We start from the raw sequence: 15,340 nt of genomic DNA on the forward strand, positions 1-15,340 counted from the left end.
TCTTTTGAAAGTTTCGTTCTTGACATATAGCAAATCTCCCTTCTCCTGCGGCATATAGCTTTATAAACTGTCTACAACTTTCTAAAAAATATTCTTAACCATTACGTAGTCGGACTGAGGTGTTAGTCTATATCCAACGAAATCTTGAATATTTTCTGAATAACATAAGATCAAACCCGGGTCTACCTCCAACGATAAAGTATTCTTCATTTCTATACGGCACCTATTATTAATAAATAACTCATCCTTGACCATTTCGCAGTAAGTGTACACTCATGCCAAAACTCATGATCTATGAATGGCCACATAAAGAACATAATCAAGAGCAGTATTATACTTGGCTGGACAAATGGGAGAATGTCCCCCCCCAGTACATCCCTGAGTTTAAAGAGAGTCGTCCGAGGTATCTTCATTATATGCGGGAATCCTACCAACCTACCTACCTCGTAGCCTGCTGTGCGCCCCGAAAACCCATAAAGATCGACCCCATCATAAGTAGAAATTGGTTGCTGGCGGCTAGCACTGTATTTTTCCTCTTGAGAATTTTCGGATGGCTGGGCAAAGATTCGATACTATACATTACTTATAGGACCAATAATAATGAAATAAAAAAGATACAATTATCAGATGGCAACCCTACCCTCGTAATCCGGCAAAATGGGGAAGCCTGGCAACAACCCTTTGCCATAGTTTATGAGTCTTTTGCTAAAGACAAAGGAGTAAACGCCCTGTAGAAGAGCTAATTCCAGATGGGGTCTTTATGGGATTCAGGGTCGAGTCAATAATTTCCGGAAAAGAAATTACAAAGTTTGTAATTGTCTCTAATACAAATGATGGTGAGTACACAGTGAAGTCATCGGGTCTGCGCTTTTCGGGGCGATATGGGGTTATTACATACTCAGAAAACTAACCGTTAGAGCCCCTATATAGAGGGAGAAAGCCCCTCATTCAGTTACAAAAATACTAGTAAATATGGATCCGAAAACCTTCTACTGTTTTGTTTACTTTACCAAAAATGAGCCTCAAATCACCGGACTCAAGCGACTGAAGATCAGGCAACTTTAGCCCCCTTTCGATTTGCTATTTCCATTAAAAGTTAGGATTGCAAAAAAACAGGCAGGATAAATGTGGGCCTATCCCCAAATCCTGCCTGTTTTATATTATTCACCACATCCAGCCGTCTTAAAAGGATGCAGGGTAAGGTACTCTATCATCTATTCTTTTTTCAGGAATGGATATTGATAGCTTATAGGTGAAACGAATGTTTCCTTTATAACTCTCGGTGATACCCAACGCAACAGATTAAGAATAGAACCAGCTTTGTCATTGGTGCCCGAAGCGCGTGCACCACCAAAAGGCTGTTGTCCTACTACCGCACCTGTGGGTTTATCATTGATATAGAAATTGCCGGCAGCATTGACCAAATTTGTGGTAGCATACTCTATAGCATACCGGTCCGTTGCAAAAACGGCCCCCGTTAGCGCATAAGGTGAAGTTTGGTCTACCAACTGTACAGTCTCTTCAAATTTATTCTCATCATACACGTAGATAGTTAATACCGGACCAAATATCTCTTCACATAAGGTGACATAATCGGGAGAATGAGCCAAGATGACGGTAGGAGCAATAAAATACCCTACTGATTTATCGTAGGTTCCACCGGCAATGATTTCTGCTTCCTGAGAGGCTTTTGCTGCATCTATGTATCCGACTATTTTATCAAAGGCTTTTTCATCAATAACGGCATTAATGAAATTACCAAAGTCTTCAACACCACCCATCTTGATTTCTGCCAGGTCAGCATGAATGTACTCCTTTACCTCTTCCCAAATATTACTTGGTATATAGGCTCGGGAGGCAGCAGAGCACTTTTGGCCCTGATATTCGAAAGCACCCCTAACCAGACCAGTAGCAAGTGCCTTGGCATTGGCCGACTTATGAGCCAAAACAAAGTCTTTACCACCTGTTTCACCCACTATGCGTGGGAAGGTTTTATAGCCTGCTATATTTTCGCCAATTGTTTTCCAAATTGTCTGAAAAACCTTGGTACTTCCTGTAAAATGGATTCCAGCAAAGTCAGGATGTTTAAATACCACTTCTCCTGCCTCCGGCCCATCCACCAGGATCATATTGATAACACCATCGGGAAGACCAGCTTCTTTGAAGACTTTCATGATTACATTAGCAGCATACACCTGAGTAAAAGCTGGCTTCCACAGGGTCACATTTCCCATCAGTGCGGGAGCAGCGGGTAAATTACCGGCAATAGCGGTAAAATTGAAGGGGGTAATAGCAAAAACGAAACCTTCCAAAGGCCGATACTCCATCCGATTCCAGATTCCGTCAGAGGAGATAGGCTGCTGCTCATAGATTTCTTGCATGAAATTAACATTCATCCGCAAAAAATCTATGAGTTCACAGGCTGAATCAATCTCTGCTTGATAGGCATTCTTTGATTGCCCAAGCATAGTAGCGGCATTGATTTCAGCGCGATAAGGGCCCGCAATCAAGTCAGCGGCTTTCAGGAAGATCGCTGCGCGTTGTTCCCAGTCCATAGCTGCCCATTTGGTACGGGCTTCCAAAGCCTCAGTGATTGCCAGTTTCACATCAGCTGCAGTGCCTTCGTGAAAATAACCTAGCACATGCTGATGGTCGTGGGGAGGTGCTAATCTGACCTTCTTGCCCGAATATTTTTCTCCACCGCCAATATATTGTGGAATCTCTATCTGAACTTTACGAGCCTGATCGAGCATTTCCTTTAGTTCTGCTCTTTCGGCAGTTCCGGGTGCATAACTCTTAATGGGCTCATTCTTTAATGCGGGTACTAAAAATACGCCTTTTGACATCGCTATATTAGTTTGTGAATCAATCTATTATCTATCAAAATATAAATTCTGGCAATCTATATTTTGTAATATAAACTTAGTGCCATTACCCATCAATCCAAAGGATTAGGACTAAAATTATATTAGTGTCGCTTTAGAGCATTTATTAGAAAGTATTTAGCAGTCTACAAGAAGTTAACATTCAACCGGTTCAGTGCACGAAAATTAATTAACTTTGGTTTTTAATTACCGTTTGCCATATCCGTCACCATGCAATTCTATAGTACCAAAACAGCCAGCCATAAAGTCAATTTAGAGGAGGCAATTTTCAGGAGCCTTCCTCCAGATAATGGTTTATATATGCCCGAGCATATTCCCACCCTATCTCCCGACTTTCTGTCTGATATACATAATAAATCCTTTCAGGAAATAGCCATAGAGATAACTCATACGCTTTTATCAGACGATTTGTCCCGAGAAGAAGTGGAGCATATCATTGGGCTAGCCTATGACTTCGATGCCCCTGCTAAACAAATTACTGAGGATACATATGTTCTAGAGCTATTTCATGGTCCATCTATGGCCTTTAAAGACTTTGGAGCTCGGTTTATGGCCGCCCTTATGTCGCATTTTCTTGCCCGATCCGAAAAGGACTTAAAAATACTAGTGGCTACCTCCGGAGATACGGGGGGCGCTGTAGCCCAGGGCTTCTTCGATGTTCCGGGCATTTCAGTAACGATATTATATCCCAGTGGAAAAGTAAGCGACATTCAGGAAAAACAACTTACTACCTTGGGTCGTAATGTAAGGGCCCTGGAAGTAGAGGGAACTTTTGATGATTGTCAAAAGTTAGTTAAGGATGCCTTCCTGGATACAGAGCTCAATACAAAGTTCAACCTAGCCTCTGCCAACTCCATCAACATTGCCCGGCTCATCCCTCAGTCCTTCTACTATTTTGCAGCCTATGCACAGTTAAAGCAAATGGGGAAACCAATCGTGTTTTCTGTTCCTAGCGGTAACTTTGGAAATCTAAGTGCGGGACTGCTCGCATTTCGGATGGGACTACCCGTAGCGCATTTCGTAGCATCAACAAATATAAATAATTCCGTTCCCCGGTATCTGGAATCGGGTGTCTACAATCCCTTGCCGTCGGTAGAGACTATCTCCAATGCCATGGATGTAGGTAATCCGAGTAACTTTGTTCGTCTGATCAGATTTTTCGGAGATGACCACCTTTCGACGAAGGAAAAAATTTCTGGTTACTATTTCAATGACGTAGAAACTTCTGAAGCGATGCGAATCTTAGACCAGAAAGCTAATTATGTGGCCTGCCCCCATACCGCTGTTGCTTACCTAGGGCTAGAGACTTACCGAAAGGAAAGTGAGTCAGAATTCATCGGCGTTTTCTTGTCAACAGCCCATCCGGCCAAATTTATTGATTTGGTGGAGAAAACCTTAGGAAAACCGATTGATGTACCCGAAAGACTGAAAAATCTGCTTTCTCTTCCAAAAAGGTCGACGAAAATAACTTCCGATTTTTCACAATTTAAAACGCTATTAATTAGTGAGTTATAGTATAAATATACCAATTTCAAGGCGCTTAGAATTGAGTATTTAAATACAGGTCCGTCAATGGGCCGGTACAGATCAAAGAAAAAGGGAGTAAAATCAGTAAAATGAGGTTACTCCCTTTCGTTCTTTCTAGTTTACTAAATCACCTCTAAGAGTCCTAAATCTTTTCCGGGCTTCGGCAATGAAAATACTCCCAGGATATTTTTCCAGAAGTTCCTGATAGTATTTCATGGCCAGTTCCCGGTTATTGAGTTTTTCTTCGTGGAGGCGTGCAATTTCAAAGAGTGCATCATCGCCTAGAATATCATGACCGAATTGATTATATAGATCAAAAAGGTTCTTCAGCGCCGCATCTGTGCTGTCTAGCTTGACATATGTTTTAGCTGCCATCCACAGCAGCTCATCGGTCAGGCTATGCTTCGGGTATTGCTTGAGCATAGCCTGGAGGCTATCCAAAGCCTCATGGGTATTATTTTGAAAGAGCAATAATTCAATATTGGCAAAAGCCCGCATGGCTACCTCACTACTATCGAGTCCTGTATTGTCCATGATCAATAATGATAGATCATTGGCATCATTGGCAATTTCTCTGGTGGTAGCCTTTTTTAGAATGTTTAATACCTCCTTAGCCAGATCAAAATCCCCCTTATAATAATGTAGTTTGGCATTCCGAAGTTTGGCATCATAGCCTAGTACATTATCTTTCTGAGATTTTTCTACCTGAGAATAGAGCAAAGATGCTTCCCACGGTTCTCCTTTAAGCAGATAAATATCGCCAAGATCCAGCTTGCAATGGTCCACAAAAAGGGGGTCCTGTTTTCCGGCTTGAATAGCAGTATCCAAAGCAGCAACCGCCTTTTCAAAATCGTTCTGATAAAAAGCATGCAAGCTAGCCAGGTTTCTTAGAACTGCCACAGTGCGTGGGTTTATTCCTAGGTCATCAAGCAATTTGTGATACTGTTTCACCAGCTTGGAAACCTCTTCCTGATTGATGGGAAAGGTATTTCGAACCTGCTGTTCTCTGGCAAAAATAGCCATTCTACGGGCTACCGAATAAATATTCTCCTTCTGATACTCCTTAATTATATAATCAAAAATTTGACCTGAGCTGGCATAATCTTCATTTTGCAAGGCAAGCATTCCCAAATTATAAAGGCGTTCGCCCTTATGGTTAAAGCGCTTATCCAATGCCCGTTCCTGGACGAAGGCCTTATAGAAGTCCTTTTTCTGGACCTGGTACCAGATTAATAGTTCGTTATAAAATCCTTCGTTGGGATAGGCCTGAATTCTTTCGTAGAGAATTTTCTCAAGCAAAAGCTGCTCTTTTTCACCTTTCAGGAAGTCTTGAAACATATTCTGCACAATTTGCACGTTCTGGTAGCGGGTACCATAAGATAGGAGCTCATCAATCATTTTTTCGGGCTCGTTCAACTCCTTATATATACTTGCCACTTCCAGCTGAAAGAGGTCACTCCGTTTGGCTTTTGTGCGGGCATCATTTAAGGCGATAAGAGAGAGTTCGGGATGTTGTAACCTTCTAAACTCCTCGGCCATTTCGCGATTCTGATCTATCCCCTCCCCAAGTGAGGCGATAGCTTGTCGATACTTTTTAAGTCCGTCCTGAGCCTTCCCTTGCGCCTCCAATAGCGCCCCCCAGTATAGTTGATACCAGCCCGCATGTTCTTGATTTGTTTTTGTTCTTTTTTTCAGGAATTGCTCTGCTTCTGACCATTTCTTAAGTCTTTGCATACACTCCACATAATTTCGGAGTGAAAGTCTGTCAAAATCACTTTGCAGATAAGTGTTATAAAGGGTGGTGGCCTTGTCGCAGTCTCCTGTTTTGAAGTATTCCTGGGCCAGTTCCCGCTCCCCCTGGGCCAGCGCCGGGCCGGCCGCCCCGGAAATCAAAAAACTATAAATCAACCCCCTTATAATTTTCCCTTTCATAATAGAAAAAAATTTTTTTCCTTTTTTATTATCTATCTCTAGGCCTGTGGATATGTCGATAAATAGCTTATTCACTGTAGATGCACATAGTTATTCACATTTTGTGGATAACTATGTGGGTTTGTCCACATAGTTATTTAGAGTTATGAACTTTTAACTGATTGGAATACAAGGTAAAGATTTATTTATCGACATCATAGTGTGCATAACTCCATAATTTACCTAATTTTGGTTTTCCACAGGATCTATAGTGTATCAACGTACTGTTAACTCGTTTTTAGATGTGATTTATCCACTGTAGAAGCAAAACCTGGAATTTATCCACATAACCTGGGTGTTATCCACAGCTTTGTTAACATCTTTAGGGCTTTTACCAACAGTTTTTTCGGGTTATTCACATAGTTATCCACACTTTGAGTATAAGTTTTAGGTTTATTTCGGGTTATCCACCGAAATATTGATATTGGAGAATTCGAAATTGCTTTTAATGTTGAGAACTTCCTGGTAGTAAACGATTCTTTCGGGCTGCATTGCCTTTTGAAACTGACCACTGTCCCATCGTCCATTTTTATTGTCGTCCAAAATGAGTCTTAAGAAATATTTTCCTTCAGGTATTTCAGTAAAATGATAAGGGGATTCCTTGGCGCTTCGTACCACTTTATACTTTTCGTCGACTAGTTCCACAATAAAACTTTGAGAACTATCGGCAATCAGGATGGATCCCGCTAAGGTTCCATAGTCTTCATTATCCAAAACAGGATGTTTAATAGTGGTGGCTGGCAGTGTATCCTGCTCAATGCTGATCACAGCCCCTTTGGGAAACTGCCATTTAAGGCTGTCCTTTGCGACCACTTTTCCCTTAACTATAAGCTCTGTTCGATAGGGGTTCCACTCCATCTCAAATTTTGATAATGCTGTACTGCTCGTACTATCACGAACTAGCATGATGGACTCGGTGTCAAGGATGGAAACTGGTTTGTTGAAGTTAAATTGAGAATGAAGATTCAGGGATAGGGGTCTATTATTCTCGGGCCTGGAGTTAAGATTAAAGGGGTCTTTCTGGGGGGTCTTTCCTCTTTGTTGAAGGAAGGTAATCTTTTGCTGGAAGGTACTGTCAGTTCCGAGAGAATCGGTAACGGCAATTTCAACCTGAATGCTGTCTGGGTGCGTGCCTACATTATAAAATTTTATTTGGTCAGCTGTTACCACATGGGGTAAGGTATCCCCCTCTGTAAACCGAATTTTCGCAGATTCGAGCCCTTTATTGAATATCACGGTATAGTCATTTACCTTCGGTAAGGTACGCTGTATGCGCAGCATGGAGTTGTCGGAAATGACCATATCCAGGTTGTAAAATGTGGAGTCGGAATTACCAGGAATAGGGTCTGTGAGAAACCCAATTCGTTCGTCTTTCGAATTAAAAAGCATGTTCCGATTTTTGTCTTCCACAGCGATAATACGGTATGGTTTAACCTGAATATTTTCAATACTGAATATTCCTGAGCTGTCTGTTCTTGAAAAATAGTAGGGCTTCTGCTTGACGGGATCTAGGGTATCAGAAGGAGGATAAAGCCCTACCAACACGTCAAGAATAGGTTGATTAGTTTTTAAATCTTTAACTCGACCATACACCCTCCCCGAGTCCAGTTTAGGGCCGGTACTGAAAACAATTTTCAGGTTTTTGGCTGGGTTTTTTTCCGAAAAATCTTTTACAGCATCTCCGAAATTGAGGGTATAAGTGGTACTGTCCTCGAATTTTTTCTTGAAATTCAGGACCAATGTTTCATCATTTAGCTTATAGGAATAGGGGTTGTCGGCTTCCGGGGTGATGACTAATTTCTGGTTAATATTATCTACGATGATGTACTCATCAAAGAGTAATTCGATGCGGTTCCCCTGAAAATTTACTGTTTTGTTGCTGGGAATACTTTGCACTAATTGAGGGGCGATACTGTCTTTTTTTCCGCCGGTTGGTGCGACTACCTGGGCACAGCGTCCAAAAATCAAGAGAATCGAACAGGCAAAAATGATGGTTCTTAATATCATGTTGGTATAAAAGATAAAACCCCCAATACGATGCAGGGTACTGGGGGTTAGTCGGTGTGAGGACTTATTTTTTAGTAATTATATAAATCAGGCTGGATGTGTTATTTCTGTGATCAGCCCTTTTACGTCCCTTGAAATTTGACTTAATCCCGGTGCTTAAGCTCCTGATAAGGTCTGTGTTTCCGGATTGATATTTCGTACTGAGCATACTCACATAAAAGGCATCAAACCACATAGGTTGGATGGAGTGAATCAGGAGCCCATGATTTGCCAGTAACTTATTCATGGTGTTCTTTGTGAAATGATAGAGGTGTCTGGGTACATCATAAGCGGCCCAATATTTTCCGAATACTTGTGCATCATGCGATTCCGGATTCGGAACTGCAATCAGGATTTTGCCACTTGTTTTGAGCTTACTCCGAAGCCATGATAAGGTTTCATTTAGTCGATGGACATGTTCTAATACATGCCACATGCTGATAATATCGAAACTATTATCAGCGTGTGGAAGGCCCTGAATTTGCGCATGGATAGGGCTTCCTACTTTTTGTTCGGCCTGAAGTCTTGCATCAGGGTCAGGTTCCGTACCTATTATTTTCCAGCCATCTTGCTGGCAGGTATGCAGGAAAGCTCCTGTACCGCATCCTATGTCCAGGAGGGATCCTTTGGCAGGAACCAGCTCATTGATCATTTTTAATTTTTGCTGGAGGGTATAATTTCTTACCTGTCCATACACCCGACTCATCAGATCTTTGGCATCGTCGTGATGTGAAATATAGGCATCCGATTGGTAAAAGGCACCTATTTCTGCTTCAGCAGGACGTGGGTTAGTCAATAGAAAATTACAGGTATTACATTGTTGAATTTTGAATTCTTGTCGCGATACGGTAAAGTCTTCGACGTTGAGATAATTGCTAAAGCTACTCCCTTGGCAAACGGGACATTGATCAATTTTTTCCATGTCGATTATCTTCCTATAAAGAGCATGAGTACTGATATGTCTGAGGGGCTAACGCCGCTGATGCGGGAGGCCTGCCCTATTGTAGATGGCCTGGTTCGCTTCAATTTTTCCCGCCCTTCGAAAGATAACGAGGTCACCGAATCATAGTTAAAATTCTGTACAATGGCCAGGTCTTCAAGTTTGTTCATTTTCTCTACAAGCAGCATTTCTTTCTCTATATAACTATCATACTTTAAGTGGATTTCGGCTTGTAAAATGGCATCTTCAGTATATTCTTCGAGTAGATTCTCAAGCTTAGGATATACTTCTCTTAACTTCTGAATCGATATTTGCGGTCGTTTTAGGAGTTGATATAAGGAGGTCTTTTCTTTTAAGAGGGCCGTTCCAAGTTCTTCTAAGGCTGTATTGATATCGGCTGGTTGGAACTTGGTCTCCTGAAGCTTATCGGTTAGCACGGCCATTTGTTTCAACTTTTCTTCCACCTTTATCAGTCTATCTTCGCTGGCTAGGCCCAGAGCATGCCCTTTGGCAGTTAGCCTGATATCGGCATTATCTTGCCTCAATAGCGTCCGGTATTCTGCTCGCGAAGTAAACATGCGATAGGGTTCTTCTGTGCCCTTATTAATCAGATCATCGATTAAGACACCTATATAAGCCTCCGATCTTTTGAGGGTAAATGCCTCCAATCCTTTTACATTTTGATGGGCATTAATACCTGCCATAAGCCCCTGGCAGGCCGCCTCCTCGTAGCCGGTGGTCCCGTTGATCTGTCCTGCAAAAAATAAGTTGCCGACCAAATGTGTTTCCAAGGTGGGTTTCAATTGGGTCGGTGGGAAATAATCATACTCAATGGCATATCCCGGACGAAACATTTTGGCATTTTCAAAGCCGGGGATTTTCCTTAATGCAGCATATTGTACATCTTCAGGCAGAGAAGTAGAGAATCCGTTTACATAGACTTCTACCGTATCCCAACCTTCGGGTTCCACAAAAATCTGGTGCCTGTCTTTGTCTGCGAAGCGGTTAATTTTGTCTTCGACGGAGGGACAGTAACGGGGGCCTATACCCTTTATTCTTCCCGAAAACATAGGCGATTTTTCGAATCCTGTGCGTAGCACATCGTGCACCTCTTCGTTGGTATAAGTGATCCAGCAGCTCCTTTGTTTGGCCAAGGGGACGGTATCGGTATAGGAAAATTTGCTGGGGTTAATATCTCCGGGTTGCTCCTCCATTTTGCTATAGTCCAGGGATCTGCCGTCTACCCGTGGAGGTGTTCCTGTTTTCATTCTTCCGGCCTCAAAGCCAATTTTTACAAGCTGCTCTGTTAGTCCGGTAGCGGCCTTTTCCCCAGTTCGTCCCCCACCAAATTGCTTCTCGCCTATATGGATTAATCCGTTCAGAAAGGTTCCGTTGGTAAGTACAACAGATTTAGATTTAATGGTAAGTCCGAGACTGGTCACTACCCCAGCCGCTTTTCCGTCTTCCAGTATAATTTCCTTGGCAGTATCTTGCCAGAAATCTACGCCGGGTGTTTGCTCCAATATATTCCTCCACTCCTGAGCGAACAGGGCACGATCGCTCTGGCAGCGTGGACTCCACATAGCGGGTCCCTTGGATAGATTCAACATTCGAAATTGGATCATGGTCTTATCGCTGACGATTCCCGATTGCCCGCCTAGTGCATCAATTTCTCTTACGATTTGTCCTTTGGCTACACCTCCCATAGCTGGGTTGCACGACATCTGTGCGATGGTGTGCATGTTCATGGTAATGAGCAGGACCGAAGAGCCCATATTGGCTGCTGCTGCTGCGGCTTCGCATCCCGCATGTCCAGCCCCCACTACAATGACATCATATTCTGGAAACATATTTCATTTGTGCTTTTTGTGAAATCATTTGGTAAATGTTCCACGTGGAAATTTTTTAAAATAATAATAGGCATTCATCTTCTTGTTCCCGCATAGCTTGCTTCAGTTCAGGGGTCCGATCGTCGTGCCCCATCAAATGTAGTAGCCCATGAACTAATACCCTTCTTAGCTCCGTGTCGAAATCGGCTCCGAATGATTGGGCATTCTCTCTAACGCGTTCAATGCTGATAAATATATCGCTCTCCAGTACTCCCTCTTCCTCACTATTATCGAAGGTGATAATGTCGGTATAGTAATCGTGGTTCAGATATTCTTTGTTGATTTCTAGCAGATATTCGTCCGAACAAAATATATAATTTACGGTTATTTTCTCATAACCATTTGATTTACAGATTGTTATTAGCCATTTTTTTGTCTTGACCGGCTTGCTAAGGTCAAATTCTATGTCTTCCTGGAAGAACTTAATCATGTATAGAATAAGATGAAATGATATCGTAATTTATTCGTATTGAACGAATTGAAACGAAAATTAGCGCAAAGATACTAACTAGATCATTAACTTGATGAAGTAGCCCCAGCCACCCTGGGCCGAGGTAGGGAGTCGTGAGAATGTTATAGCCAAAGTTTATCTGGGATTCATGTGCTGAAGAGTACTCTAGGGCAACTCTACAACACCGCAATATCCTTTGAATTCCAGGCTCTGTCGATGCGGATCAGTTTTTAGATTCGTATTTCTTGAAGTATTGATCTACCTCCCTTTTGTAATAGGGAGAAAAGGCCGGAGGAATGCTTCTCAATAATTCAGTTTGCTTCTGTTTTTCCTTAATGAATTGCTCAAAAGCCGCAGGAGGCCTTCTCGGAAGCTGACGAGCTGCCTGCGCCTTGCGCTGCTCGTCTTCGTCTTGTTCTTTCATCGCCTTCTCCGATTCAAGTAATCTGGTTTTTATTTCTTGGTTTCTTTTGATCAGTTCCGGACTAATGCGTTTGTTGACCAGGTCAGTTTCCGTCTGATCCATCTGATCAGCAATTTCCTGTAACTCTTTATTGAGTTGTTTGCCTAATGCGGTGCCTTTTTGTGACTCGATCAAATCCTGAATCATTTTTCTAATCCTGGCTTGTTCAGCAGCCATACGTGCCAACTGTTCCGACTGGTTGCCCTGGCCCTCTTTTCCAGAACCCAACTGCTTGAGCTGTCCATTGAGCTTTTCTTGCATCTCCCCCATTCCCGACTGCTCCCCTTTTTGCTTTCCTTTCTTGCCTTTTCCAGCTCCCGGCATGGCCATAGCCATTTGCTGCTGCATCTGATTGAGTACATCACTCAGCATCAGTGCCAAATTGTTCATGGAGGTCATGGCCGCTTGCTGCTGAGCTGTAGCCAGATTGATGTGGCGGTCTTTTATTTGCTTCATGCTGCCATCCATATAACCCTTCATGTCGTTAAGCTCCCGGGTAACGAAAGTCTGAATCTGTAGTACCCGGTTGGCAAGAGCATACAGACTATCTTCTACCACCTTAGCGTCATCTTGTAGTTTAAGCTGTTGCTGACCGAGTTTAACGAATCGAGGATCTTGTTGACTCACGCCTCGAAAATCTTTCATGAGTTGTTCCTGATCGTAGGACAGGGTGATAAGATTCTCTAAAATGTCGCGCAGAGCATCTATATCTTCTTGCATTTGTTCCATTTCCATTGATTCCATAGACTGAGCCATTGCCTTAGCCGATTGGCTCATCGATTTGGCCGCCTTTTTCATAGATTCAGCAGCTTTTCCAGGCTTTTGCTTACCAAGTTGTTCCTGGCTTTCATTGAGCTGTTCAGAGGCCTCTTTTTGGCTTTCTGGCTGGATGTCCAATGCTTTCTCTAGTTCCTTGCTTAGAATCTCCGCTTCCTTGCTGTCTTTTAAGGCCTTTTCAAACTCTTCCTTAATGGCTTGCTGATCCTTGCTAAGATTTTTATTTTCCTGTTCTTTTTCTGAGCCGTTAGGTTTTTGCTCATTTTTCTCCGCGTTTTCGGCCAGTTTCGTTTCTTTCTCAGCCAGTTCGTTGAGCTTTTCTACTAGATTTTCTACCTTCTGTTCGAGTTGCATCTGCTTGAAAAGTTTCATAGTGCGTTCCAGCTCCTTCTCCAAATTCTTTTCTTTATTGCGGAGCTTCTCCATGGTACTGTTCAGGCGCTCACTTTGTTTTTTCTCCAAAAGCTTTTTGAGCTCATCATAAAGCTTTTCAGTGTCTTTGTCCATAAGTTCGTCCATTAGCTTTTGTAGCTTTTCTATTTTCTCTTTTAGCTCAGGACTTTGCTGGTTAAACTGGTTGGCTTTTTCAAAGGCCGTTTTATTTTTTTCCTGCAAGGACTGCAATTCCTGCATCAGTTCTTCTCGTTTTTTTATAAGGTCTTCTATTTGCTTTTGTTCTTTGAAATCGATTTCCTTAGTACTTTTCAGACGGTCATCCACACGCTTCAAATCCTTTTCTAAACTCTGGGCTTTTTTCAGAGCCGATTGCATCTGTTGCTGGGTAGCTTCTTCAGCCTTTTTTAAATCGCGTTCCAGTTCACTTTGGGAGGGAACAGTAAATTGTAAAGCACGGGAACGGGTGCTTTTTGCACCATTAACCGCATCATTGTCCGAAACCTGAACATAGTATTCAATATGATCGCCTGGAGCCAGTTGAAGACTGTCTACGTACCATTGGAAATAAAAGCTCTGGTTATTGACTTTGGGATTGTAAGTAATAGGCAGGGAGCGATAATTCTTCTTGGTTTCTGGTTCTCCTTTGCGCTGGACAGCATAATTCAACTGGAGTTTAGAAAATCCATAATCATCCCCTATGGTACCACCTAAAACAAAATAATTATATAGTGTCGTATCCTGAAAATTCTCCATAGTCAGGGTTGGATACTGGTCGGGTATCACCTGAATATAATATCCGATCTGATCTGCATTATTAGCCACATCGTTTTTGAGCTGCAATTGGTATTGTGTCGATCGGCGCGCTGTTCGACTGATGCGGAACTCTCCATCCTTAGTCGGTTCAGCCTCAACAAAAAGAGAGTCTTCGTCCAGTCGCATACCCACGCTTTTAGTGGCAGAAGTATTAAAATTCCACTCCATCCTTGTTCCTTCCGGAACTGTTAGGTTGCCTACATTGTCCAGGGACTCTGAGGGTTTGTTGAGATAGGAGGGGAAATTCAGTTTTACCCCAAAGGAAAGTAACGACGGGCGTTCTAAAACCCGAATAATATAACTATCCGAGTGGAACCCTGCGGCTTCAAATGTAAATGGAACGTCCCGTTGTAGATTTCGAAATTGGTAAGTAAAATCCTGCTCCCCTGTTTTGGTTAGTTTAAATCGAGAACCATTCTGAATCAGATATACGGCTTGAGGGAGTGCCTCCCCTTCCAATTTTAGTTTAAGATCAAAATCTTCGTTTTTAAAGGCCTTGAGCGCTCCATTTTCAATGATAAACTGAAAGGGAGAATATTCAAATTTTTGTTGAAAATGAATGATTCGCTCCGAACTGCTGCTGAAAAATGTCGGATTAAATAATAAGATAGCCGCTATTGCCGCTAAAGGATAAATGGCATATCGAAGCCACTTTTTGTTTTCCTCAAAATGCACTGCATCAGAGAATCGTACGATAAGAAGCTGACTGGACTTTTGCTTAATGCTCGCTTCAATCAAGTCGGACTGAAGGTTGCCGATACGCTGGAGCTGAAGCGTATTTAAAAGCTTATCGCCAATTTCGGGGAAATAGTTACCAATCTGCAAAGCGGCTTCTTCATCGGAAAGTGGCTTACGAAGACCCCATAAGTGGATTAGCGGCTGAATGACCCATTGAAAGACGCTGAATGCCAGGATTCCCAGGAAGCCGAATAGTAAGCCTCCCCTTACCACGGAGTTGAATCGTCCGTAATATTCAAGAGTGTTCACAAAGAGAAAGGCGGTGAGCAATAAGGCAGCAGACCAAATCAGCCCTTTTAACAATTTATTCTGATAGTATTTCTGCCTATATTCCTGAATTCTCCCCAGTAGCCCGTCCATTACCGGATTGTTAGGTGCCATAATTGATCGTTGGATTCCTCTATTTTAACGGATAAAATTAGCTTAAAGTGCCTGACTAGCGAT

Annotated in this window: 10 protein-coding genes; 3 read left to right on the forward strand and 7 right to left on the reverse strand. The window is 42.5% G+C overall.

Translation table 11 applies throughout. The features are described 5' to 3' along the window. Nucleotides 1-287 precede the first annotated feature (287 nt). Nucleotides 288-734 (forward strand): hypothetical protein, encoded by a 447-nt coding sequence (locus tag X939_RS0120540; RefSeq protein ID WP_025765156.1) that lies wholly within the window; start codon nt 288-290, stop codon nt 732-734. A 26-nt stretch (nt 735-760) separates the two neighbouring features. Continuing rightward, entirely contained in the window at nt 761-910 is a 150-nt protein-coding gene (locus tag X939_RS24180) for an endo-acting ulvan lysase-like protein (RefSeq protein ID WP_510185985.1), read from the forward strand. A 304-nt stretch (nt 911-1,214) separates the two neighbouring features. On the opposite strand, the gene pruA is transcribed toward X939_RS24180, so the two are convergent. Next, nucleotides 1,215-2,846 carry an L-glutamate gamma-semialdehyde dehydrogenase gene (gene pruA / locus X939_RS0120545; RefSeq protein WP_025765157.1) on the reverse strand — a complete coding sequence of 544 codons (1,632 nt, stop codon included), beginning with the start codon at nt 2,844-2,846 and terminating at the stop codon, nt 1,215-1,217. A gap of 249 nt (nt 2,847-3,095) precedes the next feature. Here pruA and thrC point away from each other — a divergent pair, with 249 nt between their 5' ends. Then, entirely contained in the window at nt 3,096-4,400 is a 1,305-nt protein-coding gene (gene thrC, locus X939_RS0120550) for a threonine synthase (RefSeq protein WP_025765158.1), read from the forward strand. Between the two features lie 126 nt (nt 4,401-4,526). Here the strand turns inward: thrC and X939_RS0120555 are convergent, their stop codons facing one another. The 6 genes from X939_RS0120555 to X939_RS0120580 form a co-directional block, all read right to left on the reverse strand. Further along, complete coding sequence (locus X939_RS0120555) at nt 4,527-6,344, reverse strand: tetratricopeptide repeat protein (protein ID WP_044200247.1); 1,818 nt, start codon at nt 6,342-6,344, stop codon at nt 4,527-4,529. 432 nt (nt 6,345-6,776) lie between these two features. After that, nucleotides 6,777-8,390 carry an Ig-like domain-containing domain gene (locus X939_RS0120560; protein ID WP_025765160.1) on the reverse strand — a complete coding sequence of 538 codons (1,614 nt, stop codon included), beginning with the start codon at nt 8,388-8,390 and terminating at the stop codon, nt 6,777-6,779. A 64-nt stretch (nt 8,391-8,454) separates the two neighbouring features. Next, nucleotides 8,455-9,351 carry a class I SAM-dependent methyltransferase gene (locus X939_RS0120565; RefSeq protein ID WP_044200234.1) on the reverse strand — a complete coding sequence of 299 codons (897 nt, stop codon included), beginning with the start codon at nt 9,349-9,351 and terminating at the stop codon, nt 8,455-8,457. Nucleotides 9,352-9,356: 5 nt separating this feature from the next. Then, nucleotides 9,357-11,219 carry a tRNA uridine-5-carboxymethylaminomethyl(34) synthesis enzyme MnmG gene (gene mnmG / locus X939_RS0120570; RefSeq protein ID WP_025765162.1) on the reverse strand — a complete coding sequence of 621 codons (1,863 nt, stop codon included), beginning with the start codon at nt 11,217-11,219 and terminating at the stop codon, nt 9,357-9,359. Between the two features lie 55 nt (nt 11,220-11,274). Then, complete coding sequence (gene ybeY / locus X939_RS0120575; protein ID WP_025765163.1) at nt 11,275-11,688, reverse strand: rRNA maturation RNase YbeY; 414 nt, start codon at nt 11,686-11,688, stop codon at nt 11,275-11,277. Between the two features lie 244 nt (nt 11,689-11,932). Further along, complete coding sequence (locus tag X939_RS0120580) at nt 11,933-15,277, reverse strand: coiled-coil domain-containing protein (protein WP_025765164.1); 3,345 nt, start codon at nt 15,275-15,277, stop codon at nt 11,933-11,935. Between the last annotated feature and the right edge of the window lie 63 nt (nt 15,278-15,340).

The sequence above is a fragment of the Dyadobacter tibetensis Y620-1 genome, from assembly GCF_000566685.1.
Taxonomy (GTDB): Bacteria; Bacteroidota; Bacteroidia; order Cytophagales; family Spirosomataceae; genus Dyadobacter; species Dyadobacter tibetensis.

Coding starts and splice junctions, on each gene's coding strand:
- X939_RS0120540 (WP_025765156.1), top strand. CDS start 288: ATGATCTATGAATGGCCACATAAAGAACATAATCAAGAGCAGTATTAT.
- X939_RS24180 (WP_510185985.1), top strand. CDS start 761: ATGGGATTCAGGGTCGAGTCAATAATTTCCGGAAAAGAAATTACAAAG.
- pruA (WP_025765157.1), bottom strand. CDS start 2,846: ATGTCAAAAGGCGTATTTTTAGTACCCGCATTAAAGAATGAGCCCATT.
- thrC (WP_025765158.1), top strand. CDS start 3,096: ATGCAATTCTATAGTACCAAAACAGCCAGCCATAAAGTCAATTTAGAG.
- X939_RS0120555 (WP_044200247.1), bottom strand. CDS start 6,344: ATGAAAGGGAAAATTATAAGGGGGTTGATTTATAGTTTTTTGATTTCC.
- X939_RS0120560 (WP_025765160.1), bottom strand. CDS start 8,390: ATGATATTAAGAACCATCATTTTTGCCTGTTCGATTCTCTTGATTTTT.
- X939_RS0120565 (WP_044200234.1), bottom strand. CDS start 9,351: ATGGAAAAAATTGATCAATGTCCCGTTTGCCAAGGGAGTAGCTTTAGC.
- mnmG (WP_025765162.1), bottom strand. CDS start 11,219: ATGTTTCCAGAATATGATGTCATTGTAGTGGGGGCTGGACATGCGGGA.
- ybeY (WP_025765163.1), bottom strand. CDS start 11,688: ATGATTAAGTTCTTCCAGGAAGACATAGAATTTGACCTTAGCAAGCCG.
- X939_RS0120580 (WP_025765164.1), bottom strand. CDS start 15,277: ATGGCACCTAACAATCCGGTAATGGACGGGCTACTGGGGAGAATTCAG.